General features: G+C 55.7%; 14 protein-coding genes. 2 read left to right on the top strand and 12 right to left on the bottom strand.

Annotated elements, in window-relative coordinates; all coding sequences use genetic code 11:
- Nucleotides 1-186: 186 nt before the first annotated feature.
- The gene (locus tag FE784_RS23295; RefSeq protein ID WP_139604660.1) at nucleotides 187-1,080 is read right to left on the bottom strand and encodes a hypothetical protein; all 894 of its coding nucleotides are present in this window, start codon (nucleotides 1,078-1,080) and stop codon (nucleotides 187-189) included.
- A gap of 131 nt (nucleotides 1,081-1,211) precedes the next feature.
- A complete protein-coding gene (locus FE784_RS23290) occupies nucleotides 1,212-1,505 on the bottom strand; it encodes a Dabb family protein (RefSeq protein ID WP_139604659.1) in 294 nt (97 codons plus the stop codon).
- Nucleotides 1,506-1,578: 73 nt separating this feature from the next.
- Here FE784_RS23290 and FE784_RS23285 point away from each other — a divergent pair, with 73 nt between their 5' ends.
- Nucleotides 1,579-1,845: a hypothetical protein gene (locus FE784_RS23285; protein ID WP_139604658.1), complete on the top strand. Its 267-nt coding sequence runs from the start codon at nucleotides 1,579-1,581 to the stop codon at nucleotides 1,843-1,845.
- A 212-nt stretch (nucleotides 1,846-2,057) separates the two neighbouring features.
- Here FE784_RS23285 and FE784_RS23280 read toward each other — a convergent pair whose 3' ends face one another.
- From FE784_RS23280 to FE784_RS23270, 3 genes are read right to left on the bottom strand one after another with little or no spacing between them, the layout of a single operon-like run.
- Complete coding sequence (locus FE784_RS23280) at nucleotides 2,058-3,365, bottom strand: neutral/alkaline non-lysosomal ceramidase N-terminal domain-containing protein (RefSeq protein WP_139604657.1); 1,308 nt, start codon at nucleotides 3,363-3,365, stop codon at nucleotides 2,058-2,060.
- A gap of 28 nt (nucleotides 3,366-3,393) precedes the next feature.
- Nucleotides 3,394-4,680, bottom strand: a complete 1,287-nt coding sequence (locus FE784_RS23275; RefSeq protein WP_246132144.1) for a CapA family protein — start codon at nucleotides 4,678-4,680, stop codon at nucleotides 3,394-3,396.
- A gap of 25 nt (nucleotides 4,681-4,705) precedes the next feature.
- On the bottom strand, nucleotides 4,706-6,034 hold the full coding sequence (locus FE784_RS23270) for an amidohydrolase (protein WP_139604655.1): 1,329 nt from the start codon (nucleotides 6,032-6,034) through the stop codon (nucleotides 4,706-4,708).
- A 329-nt stretch (nucleotides 6,035-6,363) separates the two neighbouring features.
- Here FE784_RS23270 and FE784_RS23265 point away from each other — a divergent pair, with 329 nt between their 5' ends.
- Nucleotides 6,364-7,683: a hypothetical protein gene (locus FE784_RS23265; RefSeq protein ID WP_139604654.1), complete on the top strand. Its 1,320-nt coding sequence runs from the start codon at nucleotides 6,364-6,366 to the stop codon at nucleotides 7,681-7,683.
- Nucleotides 7,684-7,731: 48 nt separating this feature from the next.
- Here FE784_RS23265 and FE784_RS23260 read toward each other — a convergent pair whose 3' ends face one another.
- From FE784_RS23260 to FE784_RS23230, 7 genes are all read right to left on the bottom strand, one after another.
- Nucleotides 7,732-8,922 carry a zinc metalloprotease gene (locus FE784_RS23260; protein ID WP_139604653.1) on the bottom strand — a complete coding sequence of 397 codons (1,191 nt, stop codon included), beginning with the start codon at nucleotides 8,920-8,922 and terminating at the stop codon, nucleotides 7,732-7,734.
- The gene (locus tag FE784_RS23255) at nucleotides 8,919-9,878 is read right to left on the bottom strand and encodes an ATP-grasp domain-containing protein (protein ID WP_139604652.1); all 960 of its coding nucleotides are present in this window, start codon (nucleotides 9,876-9,878) and stop codon (nucleotides 8,919-8,921) included. The genes FE784_RS23260 and FE784_RS23255 overlap by 4 nt, the downstream gene beginning before the upstream one ends.
- Nucleotides 9,879-10,046: 168 nt before the next feature.
- Complete coding sequence (locus FE784_RS23250; RefSeq protein ID WP_139604651.1) at nucleotides 10,047-10,295, bottom strand: hypothetical protein; 249 nt, start codon at nucleotides 10,293-10,295, stop codon at nucleotides 10,047-10,049.
- Between the two features lie 288 nt (nucleotides 10,296-10,583).
- Nucleotides 10,584-11,696, bottom strand: a complete 1,113-nt coding sequence (nagA, locus tag FE784_RS23245) for an N-acetylglucosamine-6-phosphate deacetylase (protein ID WP_139604731.1) — start codon at nucleotides 11,694-11,696, stop codon at nucleotides 10,584-10,586.
- Between the two features lie 61 nt (nucleotides 11,697-11,757).
- On the bottom strand, nucleotides 11,758-12,630 hold the full coding sequence (locus FE784_RS23240) for a metal-dependent hydrolase (protein ID WP_139604650.1): 873 nt from the start codon (nucleotides 12,628-12,630) through the stop codon (nucleotides 11,758-11,760).
- A gap of 210 nt (nucleotides 12,631-12,840) precedes the next feature.
- A complete protein-coding gene (locus FE784_RS23235) occupies nucleotides 12,841-13,479 on the bottom strand; it encodes an ABC transporter ATP-binding protein (RefSeq protein WP_139604649.1) in 639 nt (212 codons plus the stop codon).
- Nucleotides 13,476-15,128, bottom strand: a complete 1,653-nt coding sequence (locus tag FE784_RS23230; protein WP_139604648.1) for an ABC transporter permease — start codon at nucleotides 15,126-15,128, stop codon at nucleotides 13,476-13,478. Before FE784_RS23230 ends, FE784_RS23235 begins: the two co-directional genes overlap by 4 nt.
- Between the last annotated feature and the right edge of the window lie 98 nt (nucleotides 15,129-15,226).

Raw genomic sequence — 15,226 nt, 5'->3', positions numbered from 1 at the left:
TACTATCGATGAAACGTTTTAACTGGCTACTCGCTTAATGTATTCGATGGCTATGCATATTTTCCCTTTTTGTAAAAGGATTGCTTGTAAAGGAAATTCGAGAAAAGCAAAAAGCCCCGCTTCCGGATGTTTCCGTAACGCGGGGCTTTTCCTATGAAATGCTGCATCCGCAAAATGTGCAGAGCGTTACGCGCGCAGTCGCTGCTGCATCAATTCGGCCAATTCATCTGCGTTTTCCCATCCTATCGGACGAAATTGCATGGACATTACGGGCAACGCATCCGTATACTCCCTTTTGACGGAGCAAATGACCGGAATCTCCATCCCTAGCGCCAAGCCGCCGGCGAAATACACTTCCGGACATTGCCCGGACAAGTCCGCGATAAACAGCTTGCTTTCCGAGATGAGCCGGATCGTGCTGTCGTCCACTTTTTTCCACTTCGACGGTTCGAATACGTGGGGAGCGTAGCCGAACCGCTCGATTGCCGGAATCACCTTCTCCGACCAGGATTCACGGATACCGGCCTGCTCGGGGATCATGACGAAGCACGGCTTGGACCGTTTTCCGTTCGATTTCTCCTTGGCTGCCGACCATCCTTTCTCCGTAAGCTTGAAGGTCGTGCCGATCCGCTCGAGAAGCTTCTCGTCCCTAAGCTTCTCGATAATGTATACCAGCTCCTGCATACTCGGAGAATAAGTCAAATTGCAATGATCGGCCAGCGGACCCAGGACGACGGGATCGAACGGCTTGTCGGATCGTCTGAATAAATATTTCAGCATCAGGCTTTCCTTCTGCTCGACCGTCGCCGGTATGCGCGGGGAATTCCGGATCGCTTCGATGTCTTCCACAGACAGGGCGACCGCCTCTTCATTATCGGTCAATTCCCTGATATACCCGGAAATGATCGGGAACATTTGCCGTTTGATTTGATAAGACAACAAGACAAAGTGCTCGTAGCTGTCTCTAAGCAGATTGTAAGAGCCTTCGGGCGCGCAGCTGCAGCCGACGTAGCAATCGTACTCGCCCTTCGGTCGTATTGGAACGACTTTGTCGCAAAACAAACACCGCTTCGAACTCATTATCGTTTCGCCCCCCTACCATGTAACTTTCGTATGCATTCTGCCGGATAAGGGGGCGCTTGCCGAAAAAGAAAGCGCTCTGCGGATTGTCCGCGAGCGCCGTCTTCCTTTTGTTGCATAAATACGCAATCCTAACTTTCAAAATCGACGACAATGCTGTCGACTCTGCCGGATTCCCGGATAAAGGCCGCGACGGCTTGATGGTGCGGATTCGGCCCGTAAGCTTCCAGCGCGGCCCGGTCCTCGAAACGTACCGACAGAGCAACCTGATACCCTTGGTTTTTGTCCGAGAAGTTAAGACCGGCCTGCAGGTCGACGATTCCGGTCAAGTGGGCTCTGAGCGCCTTGAACCGGGATACGACTTCCTCAAGCTGCTCGCGTGTCGTCGACTCTCCGAATTTGACTAGTACGATATGATCGATCATCGGGATGAATCCTCTTTTCTATGTAGGAGATATTGCCATAATACCATCAGACGTGACGGAAGCCAACCAGATAATGGCTAATATTGCCCATGGAGGAAGGCATAAAATAACACGTCTGGCAGTATGGGATATGATCCTGTGGGCATCGGCGATCCCTGCCGATCTCAAATGGAAAATATGCAGCTATTTTCTGGATGACGGCATATTTTTGTCCGATAGCTGGAAAAAGTCCAGTTATATCGTACACTTCGGCCTCGATCGACGTTATGACAATGGAATAGATGGAGGTTCTCCAGTTAATCAAAGCTGCTTACCTACGATGCCGTTTTTAGCTGTATAATTTGAAGCTGTTGCAAAAGTCTGCAAAGAGGAAGCGCCGGAGACAAGAGGTGGGGGAATGCGCTCCGCATCCGTTAAAATCGTGTTGTTTTTAAGATTCAAACGGTTACAACACGATTTTAAAGTCAACCGCTTCGCTTTCCGCACACTTCCCCCACCTTTTGTATGACAAATCTCTCTTTTTGACTTTTTCAACAGCCAAATCATTTCCATTTATTGCCCAGGAATAGAAGAAGATTCCAAAAGCCCTTGCAGCAATGCTTCTGCGCTCTTCGCCAGACGCTCCCCCGTCCCCGGGGTTATGCGGTTGAATACTTTCAATCGAGGTTCATAGCCGCCCTGCGTATAGGCTGCTTCGGTGCAGACGTAGCCGTAGATCGAGCCGTTGCACAGCGTATTGACGACCGTATGTGCGTAAGGGGAAGCGCGTTTTACCGAAAGCCCCAGTTCCACGAATATTTCACCGGGCAGACCGACGAACGCCAAATCGCCAAGTCGCATCGCCTGAACCTCCAGCTGCGCTTCTCCCCCGGCCAGCTCCGCCACTTTCATGATTTGTTCGGCGAAGAAGCGCTCCGCTCCGACGACCCTGCTGTCGGCCAGCACTTTTTGCGCCTGCTCGATCTCCCGCGGACTCGCTTCGCGCAGCCCCATCGAGATGAAGTCGCGGACGGCGCCAGCTCTCGCCTCCGTAACGGTCTCCGTCTCCTCGCGTACCCGGAGCACCTCTCCGGCCAGACGCAAGCCGATTTCCCGCGTGATGCTCCGATCCGCCGGCTTCGCCTTGCTCGTATCGGTATGGTTAATGTCCCCGCATGCTCCGAGCAGAAATACGCTGACGGCATGCTCTCCCAACGATTCCTTCAGCGTTGCCGACAGGACGGCCGGATAGTCGCCGCTGTAAGAGCTCCCCCCGACCGTATCCGTATGGCAAGCGAAGCTCGCCACAACCCCCATCGCCCGTCCGTCCAGATCGTCGATACGCAGGACGGACACCTCCGGGTCGATCGGACCGGCGGGTCGATCGATCTCCGGATTCAGAAAACCCGGATTTGTTCTCAGCTGCCCGTCCTTCATCCAGTAGCGGCGATTGAACGACACCTCCCCCACATGTCCGGTTCCCCAGCCTAGGCGCGCCGGCTTCCGTCCGTTGTAGGCGACGATCGCGGCATCGGCCGCCCTGTCGGCCATATAGGCCAAATATTCGTCGTGGCGGCTTCCGTCCAGTCCTATGCGCACCGGCGCGCCCGTGTGCGTATGCGTGGCGGACACCATCGTTCGCTCTACCGGGATGCCCGTATACGCAAGCAGCCGTTCGCGAATCCGGTCCGCCTCGCGACCCGGAATATATAGCGCATCGATCGCGATGAAAGCCAGCACCGTCTCTTCCGACTCGACGACCAACGCTTTGGCGTACAGCGGATCGCGGATTCCTTCGGATTTTCTTTCCGCCGTATATCCAGGCATGGAGCTGCCGAGTGGGGGCGTAATTTCCAGTTCGGCCATTCCGCATTTCAGCATTCGAATACCTCCGTTTCATGGAACGTAATTATGATCGGGCTCTCCAACAGGCTTGCGCTCCTTCGATAAGCAATTCGGTTCCGAGCTCCCGGCTCAAGCTCTGCAGCTTGCGCAATACGCCAGTATCGTTCGTCAGCCTCGGCCAACCTCGGCGGTATCGGGGCGTTCCATAACCGAGGGAAATCGGATGAAAGTCCATTCCCTTCAAATCGCCGCCTTCGAAGGAGAGTGACGCGACGACGGACGTCCATACGTCCGGGTTGGCGCCCAATCCGCGCGTATCGCCGGCGCTGCGGGCATCGAGCGCATCAGCCGTATGATGCGAGTGACTCAGGCCGTATTTCTCGTAATAATCGGAAGGTAAGCGTTCGACGGAATCGTTCTGGAAAATAAAATTGCCCAGGCTGTACAAGATCGGTCTGTTCTTGTACAGTTCCACCCCGCGAATAATATGCGGCCCGTGGCCGATAACGGCATGCGCCCCTTCGTCGATGCAGCCTCTGGCAAACTCCCGGAGGAAATCGGCAGGAGCGTCTTTGCGCCCATCCTTCATTTCATGGGAGTGGATACTGACGATTACGTAGTCGGCTTGCCGTCTCGCATGGCCGATTGCGCCGAGTATTCGGGACATATCGGCCGGATGCGGCTTGGTCGTCGCCCCCTCCTCCTCGCCGACGGAGAAACGATGTCCGCCGAACAGCATGACGTCCGGATCGCCGACGGCGAATCCTTCCTTGGCAAGCATATCGTGCTCGTCGTTAATGCCAGTCGAATCCGCAATCGCTTTCATTCGGGTCATTTGCTCTTCCGATATGCGATATGTGGTCACATACCGGAGCGGGTTGACCCCTGGTCTGCCGATTCCGTCCGTTCGCTGCTCTCCCGCACGCCATGATTCGTGAAAGGTCGAGGTAGCCGCGATAAGCGCCGCTCTTCCCCCTTGAAATTCCATGTATTTGATGCCGCCCGCTTCGGCCAAATTTTGCCCGACACCCGCATGCACCCAGTCGTACCGGTCCAGGTATCGTCTCGTCGCCTCGAGCCCGCCATATGAATAATCCAGTGTATGGTTGTTCGCCCAGGCAAGCGCATTGAAGCCGTATTGGCGCAAATCGTCCAGTACGGACGGGTCGGCTACGGCCCATGTGCCTCCGCTTTGTGCGGCCGGGAACCCTTCCATCCGGTGCACCGTCACTTCCAGATTCGTAAACCGGATGTCGGACCGACCGAGCAGTTCGGCCAAATCGGGACGCGTATCATCCCCGACCGGCAGACGTCTGGTAATAAAGCTGTCGCCCGTGGCGGCAATCGTCATTCGGGTCAAGCCGATTCATTCCTTTCTAATTCGTTATGCAAGGAAATTCGATTTCCGCGGGCCATTGCGGGCAGGCGAACACGAGACGAACGAGCAGTTCGGCGGCGATCCCGAGCACCCGTTCGTCGAAATCGAACGAAGGGTGGTGATGGCCTGCGGCCAGCGGGCTGCCGAACAGCATATAGACACCCCGCCCCCCCTGCTCCTGAACCTTACGCAGCATGAAGGTCGCATCCTCCGAAGCGCCGAACGGCAGCGTAGGGACGAATGTACCGACCGTTTCCATGCCGGCACATTCCTTTTCGATCAGCGGAATGAGCGAGCGGTCTCCTTCCGCGCTCGTGCCGCAGCCGACCGTCTCCCATTCGCACGATACGCCGTACAGCGCAGCCGCCGACTCCAAAATGCGGCTCGTCTCTCCGACCATATACGCGTTCAACGCCTCCGTCTCTCCGCGAAGCTCGAGCTTCATCCTTGCTTCTCCGGGTACGACATTGCGCCCGGTACCTCCCTCGAGCATCCCGACATTCACTCTGGTCGCCCCGCCTCCATGACGGCTTATGCCGTGCAGATGCAGCGCGGCCGCGCATGCTGCGAGCAGAGCGTTGCTTCCCAGCTCCGGAGACTCCCCGGCATGAGCGGCTTTGCCGCGAAACACAGCGTCGATCTTGGCTGTGGACATGAAGCCGCTGACCGATGCGACGATTTCTCCGAGCTTTTTGCTCTTGAGACCGATATGCCCGCACAGCAAATAGTTTACGCCGTCGAGCCAGCCGGCCTCCACCATCGACCTCGCGCCTCGGCAGCCTTCCTCCGCAGGTTGGAACAGAAGCCGCACTTCCCCGGCGAGCTCATTCGCGCGTTCGGCAATCTTCTCCGCCGTCCCCAGCCCGATAGCGATATGCCCGTCATGGCCGCATGCATGCATAAGATCCGGCTGAGCGGAGGAGAAGCCCAGCTTTCTCGGCAAATGCTCCGGATCGTCGCTCTCTCCGACCTCGACGCAATCCATATCGAATCGCAAGGCGACGACCGGTCCCGGCCTCGCGCCCCGAAGTACGCCGACGACGGCCGTATGGCCGTCCTTCATCCGCTCGAGCCAATCCGGATCGACGCCTTGCCTTAGAGCCTTCTCTTCATGCGCACGAATCGTTTCCGTACCGGGCAAGCCCATTCGCGCCTCCGAAGCGCAAGCGCCTTTGCCGGTCGTCACCTCGAAGCCAAGCGCGGTCAACCGTTCGGCCACGAGCGCCGCGGTCCGGTATTCAAGCCAGCCCGGCTCGGGATGGGCATGCACTTTTCTTCTGCAGGCAATCATATCGGCCAGCCATTGCTTCCGTTCGAAGCTGTCCATTTCATTCTCCGTTCCCGTTCAAAGATACGGTAACCGTGCAGGAACCGCCGCGCGGCGATGCATGCCGTTCAGCCGTGTTTAAAGCAAATAACTGAACGCAGCTATTTAAAGAATATTTCTTTATGTATTCCATATAAAGACTAACATCGCTCTCGCAAGCGTGTCAATCGCAAATTCGAAAATGCCGAAACTGCCGAAACCGGCATTAGATCGATTGGATTATACGGGGCAGATTGCTTTTTGTAGACGCTGCCCTCCATAATAGGAACGAAGAGGCATTAGCCGTCGACGCGTTATGCCGCTAAATTTACGGACTTCCGGAGGTATTCATGAATATTGTCATCGGTCTGGTCGGCCCTTCAGATACGATTGCTCTCGTGCGGCATGTCGGCCGAGAATGGGAGGATCGGGTAAGCCTTATCCCGTATGTATACGAGGACGTCGAGGAAGTTGCGGATATCGTTAAGGAGCAAAAAAGCGGCATCGACATATGGCTCTTTACCGGGCGGATCGCCTATGAGATCGGTCGTGCGCATGTTCCCGAGGCCAATGCGCTCATGATCCGATCCAGCGGTTCCGCTCTGATGAAAGCGTTATTCGAGGCTGTACGCGTGGGCGGCATACCGGAACGGTTCAGCATCGATACGCTGACGCAGGCGGAAGTCGCGGAAACGCTGGACGAGCTTCGGCTGCACGAAAGCGTCCCGGTCATCCATCCGAAGAGCGGGTACGTCCCGTCCGCCGAGCTTGCAGAGTTTCATGAAGCACTCTATCGTTCCGGACAAGTAAACATCTGCATCACCCATCGCGGACACGTTTATGAGGATTTGCTCAAGCGGGAAGTCGCCGTCTTCCGGATCGTCCCTACCGTTATGTCGATCAGGGAAACACTGCGTCTGGCAACGCAACTGGGAAAAACGAACCATTTCCGGCAATCGCAAATCGCCGCACTTCTCCTGCAAGTGCGCAACGTGTTCAAAGAAAATACGAGCGCTTACGAAACGTACCGGCTCAATCTGAAGCTGCAGGAATTGCTGCTTCAATATACCGAGCATATATCCGGGGCTCTCATCCCGTCAGGCGGTACGACATTCAGCATTTTCTCCACAAGGGGAGCGATAGAGCGGAATACGGCATTCCCCCCTTCTCTCCTGTTCGAAAAAATCCGTCTGCTCTCCGGCGGTACGGTCCATTTCGGAATCGGATACGGACTTACCGCTTTCGGCGCCGAGCAAAATGCCGTCCTGGCTCTGTCCCGCACGGAAAAGCACGAGGATGGCGGTCTCGTTATCGCCGATGAAGCCGGAGCGATTCAGGAATCATTTCCGAATCAAGAGTCGATCTCGTTTCATTACCGTTCCGACGACATGGAAGTTATCGAGCAGTTGAAGCGGGCCGGCGTCTCCGCCGCCACGTTCAACAAAATCGTCTCCGTGCAGACCCGGATGGGCAAACGTTCGGTTAGCGCAGCCGATCTGGCCTCGTGGCTGGACATGACGCAGCGCAATGCGAACCGGCTGTTGGCCGAGCTTGAGAGGAGCGGGTTGGCCCGTATCGTCGGGGAGGAAGCCCCCGCTCCGAAAGGCAGGCCCCGCAAGCTGTTCCGCATCGAAGCCGTGAAAGCGGAAACGGCCGACTCCGCTAAATAATCGAGAAGCCGGCTGGATGAACGGATTGGGAGCGACAAATCATATCGCCTAATTTAGAGCTCCCGCTTCTTCCGAACGTTGACTTGCCGTTTTTCGGGAAAACCTCCGCAGCGCGGCCGCTAATCCATATAGCTGACTAAGCACATTCAACAGCATGAGTAACGGAGCCGGATACAAGATATACCCAAGCGCCGCGTCCCACGTTTTTGACAGGAAAAATACGATCCAGAAATATAGCATATAGCCATACAACAGCCAGAGAAGCAGCAAAAACATTATTCGCAGCAGCGCATAAAGCGATAGCCAGTTGAGTCGCAACCGCTTGAGATCGTCTGCCGCATGCATCCACAGGTTAGGGGCGGAGAACAGGTCGACGAGCAGCCAGTACCCGTCGCCCGGCAATAGCGGCCATATCGCGAAGACCATGCGAAAGCCTTGCACCAGAATAAACGTCCATATCCATGGCGATAAGCCGCTGTCGAAAAGACCGATCGCCGCAGCGATTCCGCATACGAGAACATCTGTCGCGAACCCGGCCAAATCGATGCGGACTCGCTGCGGTCCCGACAGCTTCCACGCCCCGTTGCAGACAATGCTGAACACCGGCAGCGGCCCAGACCAATGTACCGATACCGATATCCCGCCCGACCGCGGCATCGCGAGCAGATGTCCGAGCTCATGTAAAATGACGGCGACCGTCAAAGCGGCTGCGATGATCCATTGATCGGAAAAACTTGCAACAAACGCCAAAGGCGCAGAGTACGTAAACCACGCCAGCAATCCGACAGCTACGCATAAGAACGACGCTACGACCCACGCAAATGAACGGCATTCCAGCCATGGAAATACGAAATTGCGTTCCGTCGTTTCACCGGACGAAGCCGACGTCTGCCTAACGGCTGCCCTCATCCCGGCATTATTCGCCGGATCGTCCCCGACTCCGACTGTATGTTCAACATCGCCTTCCAGTACAAAAGATTCATCCGTCCCGATTCCGAGAATCTGAAACAGCATCGCCAGCTCCTCGAGCTCCAGTTCGGACTCTTCGCATACGACTGCAGCGGAAGCGCCGGACGCCAGACGTTCCAGCACCGACTTCGCTTGCCCGTCGATTTGAAACAGACGGCCGTCGGGCCGTTCGATCCAAAATCTGTCGTGATGGATCGTCCCTATACGGAATACGTGCGCGGACACGTTACGAATCCCTTCCCCTTGCTCGCGATCGGCCTCTCGGTTCAACTCCGAAATTCCGTTTTGCGAACTTGGATGGCGCTATCGATCAAATAGGCGGCGAGCTGTTCCACGATCGGCACCGGGCTTACCCGGTCGAAGCCTTCGAACATCGGGCTCGGGTTGCACTCGATCAGCACGACGGAACCGTCTACCCGCAGCTTCAAATCCACCCCGCTGAATATGAGCCCCAACGTCTCGCACGCTTGTACGCACAAATCGGCGATTTCAGGCTGCAGCTCGTAAGGCTCCAGCTTCGTCTTCCCGGCACGGTAATCGATGCCCTCGCCCTCCACGAGAAAGGAGGCAACGACCCGACCGTCCAGCACGAATACGCGCAGATCGCTGCCCGCCACATATTCCTGGAAAAGCACCGGCGCCGTTGCCAGCGCCTCGAGTCTTTCCTCGCCCTTATCCTCCTCCGTAAGCAACCGGCACAAAGCCCCTCCGGCGACCGGCTTGTACACGACCTGACGATTGCGGCTGAACCGCTGCAGCAGATTCGCATCGCCGGTCACCAGCGTATCCGGGACCGGAATATGCCGCTTGCGCAAACATTCGAGCTGATATGGCTTAGCGAAATGGAGAAGCAGCGTATCTACCGGATTGACGATATGCCGGTTATGCAGAGGGGCCGTCTTCAGCCACGACAACCATGCGGCATACCGTTCGCGCTCCGCCGCATAAGCCACGTACCCCTCCTCCCGTATTTGTCCGGAGATCGGCTCCGTATCGATAGCCGGAGTAGGTAGGAACAACGCCCGCAAATAATAGATCGCGGTATCGCTTAAAGGCATTCCGCCGTAATAGCTCTCGTCCGCATGCTGGCTCAAGGGAAACGGCAGGTTGGGCGAATTGTCCAGAATGACGGGGCGGGCTCCTTGCCGCTCCAGCTCGCGGGACAAATAAACGCAATGCCGTTCGTTGGCGGCACCAATTATGCCGACCGATACTTCCTTCATCATCCGCACCTCCTAAAGTAACCCCACAAAGTGGGGTCTTTGCTCCGATGCTTTTCCAGGTGCTTTGTGGAGATCCCGAAACTTATTTATTCCATACTGTTAAAAAACGAGTGCCCGCCTCAAAGCACCGGCTCTGAAGCGCGCACAAGAATGGTCATTCCGATCGCTCAATTATTTAAGCCATCCGCCTTCTTCACCAACCGCCTGCGTCGTATAAATCGGACCGCCTTCTTCACCGACGGCTTGCGTCGTATAGATCGGTCCCCCCTCTTCCCCGACCGCTTGCGTCGTGTAGATCGGTCCGCCTTCCTCGCCTACTGCCATCGTCGTGGCCATCAAATTCGGATCGATCGGGGCAATGAACAGGGGCGAGCTGGATTGCCGGACTTCCAGCTCTTCGATGAACAAACGCTTCTTCATACAAATTCCCTCCTTGACGGTAATTTGGGAAATACAGGTTCCCACATTAATGATGGGCTATCACTGCGCCCCGTACAACCGCCACCAGGCCCATTTTGTACAAGCCGTACTGGACCCATATTGTTCCGGCATGCAGATGAAATGATCGCCCGAGTCTATATGCCGGCCCTATTTATCCGAAGGAGACGACAAAATCCCCCTCGACGCTCATGCGCTGAAGGGGATTTCAACTCGACGAGTCCGGTAGCGGGTTCCATGACCGGATGAGGGCGGCAGTCTGGAGGAGCCTTAGTTCAACTTCCCGTTAATCATCGTCCATTGCACGTCATACCGCTCATTCAATAAAACGAGATCGGCCCGACAGCCGGGAGCAATTCGTCCACTATTCGATAGTCCTAATATATCCGCAGGCGTGGTAGCAGCCATCCGCACCGCATCCGTTATCGGGATGCCGAGATCAACGGAGTATCGCAACGCTTTGTTCATCGTTACCGTACTTGAAGCGAGCGTGCCGTCGGCCAAACGGGCTACACCGTCCACCACACGGACGTCGTGCCCTCCGAAGGAATAGCTGCCGTCGCCCAGTCCCATCGCTTGCAGCGCGTCCGTAATCAACACCATTCCATGCGCACCCTTCAAACGATACATCAAGCGGACGACCGCGGGGTGAAGGTGAACATGGTCCACGATCGCCTGCAGGCTGACATGCTCCTCTTCGAACGCCGCCACGACCAATCCCGGATCCCGATGATGAATCGGTCGCATGCCGTTGAAGCAATGCGTCACATGGCTGGCCCCCTGGGCAAAAGCCATTTTGGCCTCCTCGTAGGTGGCATCCGAATGGGCGACCGCGATGACGACCTCCTTCTCCCGCAAATACGCGATCAGTTCCGTTGCGCCCGGCAACTCCGGAGCGATCGTAACCATTTTGATCAAACCGCCCGCTTCCGCGAAGATCGACTTCATCTCTTCCAGATCGGGATGGCGCAAATATTTCTCGTTCTGCATTCCTTTCCGTTTCACATTCAAATAAGGGCCTTCCAGATGAATCCCCGCTATTGACGCGCCCCGCTCCTGCCCGACGACCCGTTTCACGCTGCGGACCATATCGAGCAGATCTTCTATCGTTGAGCTTACCGACGTTGCCAGAAACGAGGTGCAGCCGCTATCCGCGCACGCCCTCGACACCTGCTGGACGCTATCCTCCGTGCCGTCCATCATATCGAACCCGTTCGCCCCGTGAATATGGACGTCGATCATGCCGGGGATTAGCAGCATACCCCGACCGTCGATTGCCGCACAATCCGACGGCAGTTCCGATGGAATGACGGTCCGTTCTTCGACGCGTTCGATCCGTCCATCCTCGATCCACACGACAGCCGGTGAAACTACCGTGTCCATGCATACGGCTCCAACATTATAAATGATCGTTCGACTCAACCCGCGTCAGCTCCTTGCTGCTTTACTTTCGATCCATGTACTCGAAAAGAAACGATTGCCCGTTCCGGTAAAATCGGGGGTCGTATAAGCCGATCCGCTCGCCGTTGTCCACAATGACGACAAATGGCGCCCACTGCATAAGCGTCGCCGCTTTCGGATTGGCCGCAAATAAGGAATCCAGATCGGCCTCCTCCTTCGATTCCAGCGTGGCGATCCTTTCGAGTCCCGTCCAGACCGATCCTTTCTGCAGCGTCACGACCGCGTCCTTTTTGCCGATAACGGTGAATACGCCGGGTACGAAGTCCGCGGATAGCGCGACCTGCTCGTACTCCCCTTTCGCCTGCTGCAAAATGGTCATCCCTTGGGCGGTCTGAATCGCAACGTGCAGCGCCATTAGCACCCAGACGGTACGGAACACCCGGTGGGAGGACCAACGCCCGCGGCCGAATTGGCTGACAAGCAAGCCTCCCCCCATCATCGCCCAGAAAACGAGGTCCACGATCGGAACGGTGCCGAAGGTTAGCCGTACGTCGGATAAAGGCTCGAAATAGCCGGTCCCCCAGGCGTTGAATATATCGCTCGTGTCGTGGATAAAGACGGCGATAAGGGCGATTTGAAACCAAAGCCATCCGCGTTGACGGAAAACGGTGCGCGCAAACAACGCAAGAAGGCCGGCCCATACGGGCACCATCAGCAGAGAGTGCGTAATGCCCCTGTGCCACATCTGGTAACGTCCCGACGTATCCCACCAAGCCGAGATGACATCGATATCTGGGATTTGCGAGCCGGCGACGGTTGTAAACAGCAGCGCCCGCTTCTGCTTCGGCGTCATGCCTGCCTTATCGACCGCCCCGTACAAGGCCAGTCCGAAAAACGTATGGGTAATCGTATCCATGCCTACCTCCGTCTGAAGAAACGATAACGTCTTCCGTTATCATACCAGAACCGATGGAACAGGTGAAACGGAGGCCGCTTACCCGATCTTCGGAACAAAGTCGATCGCGGCCGTTTGGGTTGAATCCGGCTGCAGCTTCACTTTCATGAATAGAGTAGGCTGGCACAAAAATAACCCCCTCCGGTACCGCAAGGGGGCAACAGTAGACTCTCAGCCTATTCGGACTATCCGGTCGCAAATGGCGTTGGCATCTTCTACATCGTGGGTGACGAGTATCGAAGTGATGCCCGCCGCTCGCAATATTTGCTTCAATTGTTGGCGAATGCTCTCCTTCAGATCGGCATCCAAATTGCTGAACGGCTCGTCCATAAGCAAAATGGCAGGCTCGGGCGCCAAGGCTCGCGCAAATGCGACACGCTGCTGCTGACCGCCGCTCAGCTCGTGAGGATACCGCTTCCGATAATCGTGCAGCTGCACCAGCTCCAGCATCTCGCTTACTTTTGCGGCCCGATCCTTTTTCGGAAGACGATGCAAGCCGAATGCGATGTTCTGTTCGACGGTCATATGGGGAAATAACGCGTAATCCTGAAACACCATGCCCACCCCTCGATGCTCGGGATTTACGAAACGATTGGCGTCGACCATCGTTCGCCCGTTGATCGCGATCCGTCCCGAGCGCGGCTCCTCCAGCCCTGAAATGAGCCGCAGCAGCGTGCTTTTGCCGGACCCGCTCTGACCGAGTATGCCCACGACCTCTCCCCGCTCGAGTGTAAGGGCAAAATCGCGCAGCACGCTCTCGTTCCCGCTATGATATTGAAAAGTGACGTCGGACATTTCGAAAAAAGTCATTTGGCTTGTTTCTCTCCCATCATATGATAAAACCATACCGACACGATCCCTACCCCGATTATGAATAGCGAAGGTATGGAAGCCTGATGGATTTGCTCGTCACTGGCGTACTGGTAAGCTTTCGTCGCCAACGTATCGAAATTGAAAGGCCGCAATAGCAAGGTAAGCGGCAATTCCTTGACGATTTCCATAAACGTCAGGATACATCCGGTAATCACCGCGCCTTTCACCAACGGCAAATCGACTTTAAAAAACGTTCGGGTCGTACCCATTCCGAGCAAACGCGAAGCTTCCGTGTACCGGTTGCCCGTTTTCTCGAATCCGGCCTCCACGGCATTAAACCCGACCGCGAGAAAGCGGATCACATAAGCGAATAGGAGCATTCCATACGACATGCTGAGCACGAGCTTGTTCTCTCCCCAACCGAAGCTTTCGTACATGCCGCCCAGCCGATGGTCGAGCGAAATGAATACGGCGAGCACGCCGATGGAAAGAACAGCCCCTGGTACAGAATACCCCATGGAGATCAGTTTGGAAAGAACGAGCGCAAACACCGACCGCTGCATCCGGCAAACGTTGGCGATAATAACCGCAAACAGCATAAGCAGCAAAATCGAAACGACGGAAATGGTCAATGTATGGACCAGAAGCCCGACAAATTTCGCATTCCATACATCCTTATACGTCCATCGGGCCCACACGATCAATTGCACGACCGGAACGAGAAAAGAAAACAAAAAAATGATCGCACCGAACGAAGTCGCGGCATAAGCCTGAATCCCCCGCAGCCTTCTCCGTTGAAGCGGACTGGTTTTGCCCGTGGTCGGGCTGTATTTCCTCCGCTTTCGCAGCAGCCGTTCCACGACAAACAACCCAATGATAAAACTCATCAGCAGAGCTGCCAAACGGATCGCCGAATCGACGTCACTCATGCCGAACCATGTTTTGAATATGGCGGTCGTAAACGATTGGATGCCGAAATGCTTCGTTACCCCGAAATCGTTCAGCACCTCGAAGGCGACCAGACTGACTCCTCCGACGATTGCCGCCTGAGATATCGGAAGCACGACTCGAAAAAAGATGTGCAGCGGGCCTTTCCCGAGCAGCCTTGCATTTTCGATGAACGAAGCGCTCTGTTTTTCCAGAAACGATTTCGTAATCAAATAGACGTAAGGAAACAAAAAAAGCGTAAAAATAAAAATAGCGCCCTTCATGGACATGACGTCGAACCATTTTTGTTCCGGGGTCCAACCCAGCACATTGCGCATAAAAACTTGCACGCTTCCCGTATAGCTCAACATGGAGCCGTACGTATAAGCTGCAATATAGGGCGGGATTGCGAGCGGCATTACGAACATCCATGCCAGGAACCGCCTGAACGGGAACTCGTAGGCCGCCACGAGCCAGGCCAGCGTTACCCCGATGATGACGGTAAACGTGCCCGTGCCCAGAACGAGCCATAACGATTGAAGAGCATAATCCTTCAGCATGTACTGCCGGATATGCTCCCAGTTCTCGTTCGGTTTGTGAAACAGTCCCATGAGGATATAAAGAGACGGAAGAAGGGCCAAAAAGGCCCCGATCACGCTGAGGATGACCCAGCCGCTGCTATTCCGTTTCAGCTTGCGCAGTAAAGCGGTGACGCTCATAATTATTTCCAGCCTGCCTTATTGAGAATTTCGATCGATTTTTTGTTATGGTCGCCCAGCTTGGAGAAATCCAGCTGCTGGGATTTGAACGTACCCCA

Origin of the sequence: Paenibacillus hemerocallicola, from assembly GCF_006265175.1 — a bacterium.
In the GTDB taxonomy this organism is placed as follows: Bacteria; Bacillota; Bacilli; order Paenibacillales; family NBRC-103111; genus Paenibacillus_AB; species Paenibacillus_AB hemerocallicola.
The sequence above is the reverse complement of the archived record's forward strand: the minus strand, read 5'-3'. Positions and strand labels throughout refer to the sequence as shown.

Excerpts from the sequence above, each read along its gene's own strand:
- FE784_RS23295 (WP_139604660.1), bottom strand. The coding sequence starts at position 1,080 with ATGAGTTCGAAGCGGTGTTTGTTTTGCGACAAAGTCGTTCCAATACGA.
- FE784_RS23290 (WP_139604659.1), bottom strand. The coding sequence starts at position 1,505 with ATGATCGATCATATCGTACTAGTCAAATTCGGAGAGTCGACGACACGC.
- FE784_RS23285 (WP_139604658.1), top strand. The coding sequence starts at position 1,579 with ATGGCTAATATTGCCCATGGAGGAAGGCATAAAATAACACGTCTGGCA.
- FE784_RS23280 (WP_139604657.1), bottom strand. The coding sequence starts at position 3,365 with ATGCTGAAATGCGGAATGGCCGAACTGGAAATTACGCCCCCACTCGGC.
- FE784_RS23275 (WP_246132144.1), bottom strand. The coding sequence starts at position 4,680 with ATGACGATTGCCGCCACGGGCGACAGCTTTATTACCAGACGTCTGCCG.
- FE784_RS23270 (WP_139604655.1), bottom strand. The coding sequence starts at position 6,034 with ATGGACAGCTTCGAACGGAAGCAATGGCTGGCCGATATGATTGCCTGC.
- FE784_RS23265 (WP_139604654.1), top strand. The coding sequence starts at position 6,364 with ATGAATATTGTCATCGGTCTGGTCGGCCCTTCAGATACGATTGCTCTC.
- FE784_RS23255 (WP_139604652.1), bottom strand. The coding sequence starts at position 9,878 with ATGATGAAGGAAGTATCGGTCGGCATAATTGGTGCCGCCAACGAACGG.
- FE784_RS23250 (WP_139604651.1), bottom strand. The coding sequence starts at position 10,295 with ATGAAGAAGCGTTTGTTCATCGAAGAGCTGGAAGTCCGGCAATCCAGC.
- nagA (WP_139604731.1), bottom strand. The coding sequence starts at position 11,696 with ATGGACACGGTAGTTTCACCGGCTGTCGTGTGGATCGAGGATGGACGG.
- FE784_RS23240 (WP_139604650.1), bottom strand. The coding sequence starts at position 12,630 with ATGGATACGATTACCCATACGTTTTTCGGACTGGCCTTGTACGGGGCG.
- FE784_RS23235 (WP_139604649.1), bottom strand. The coding sequence starts at position 13,479 with ATGACTTTTTTCGAAATGTCCGACGTCACTTTTCAATATCATAGCGGG.
- FE784_RS23230 (WP_139604648.1), bottom strand. The coding sequence starts at position 15,128 with ATGAGCGTCACCGCTTTACTGCGCAAGCTGAAACGGAATAGCAGCGGC.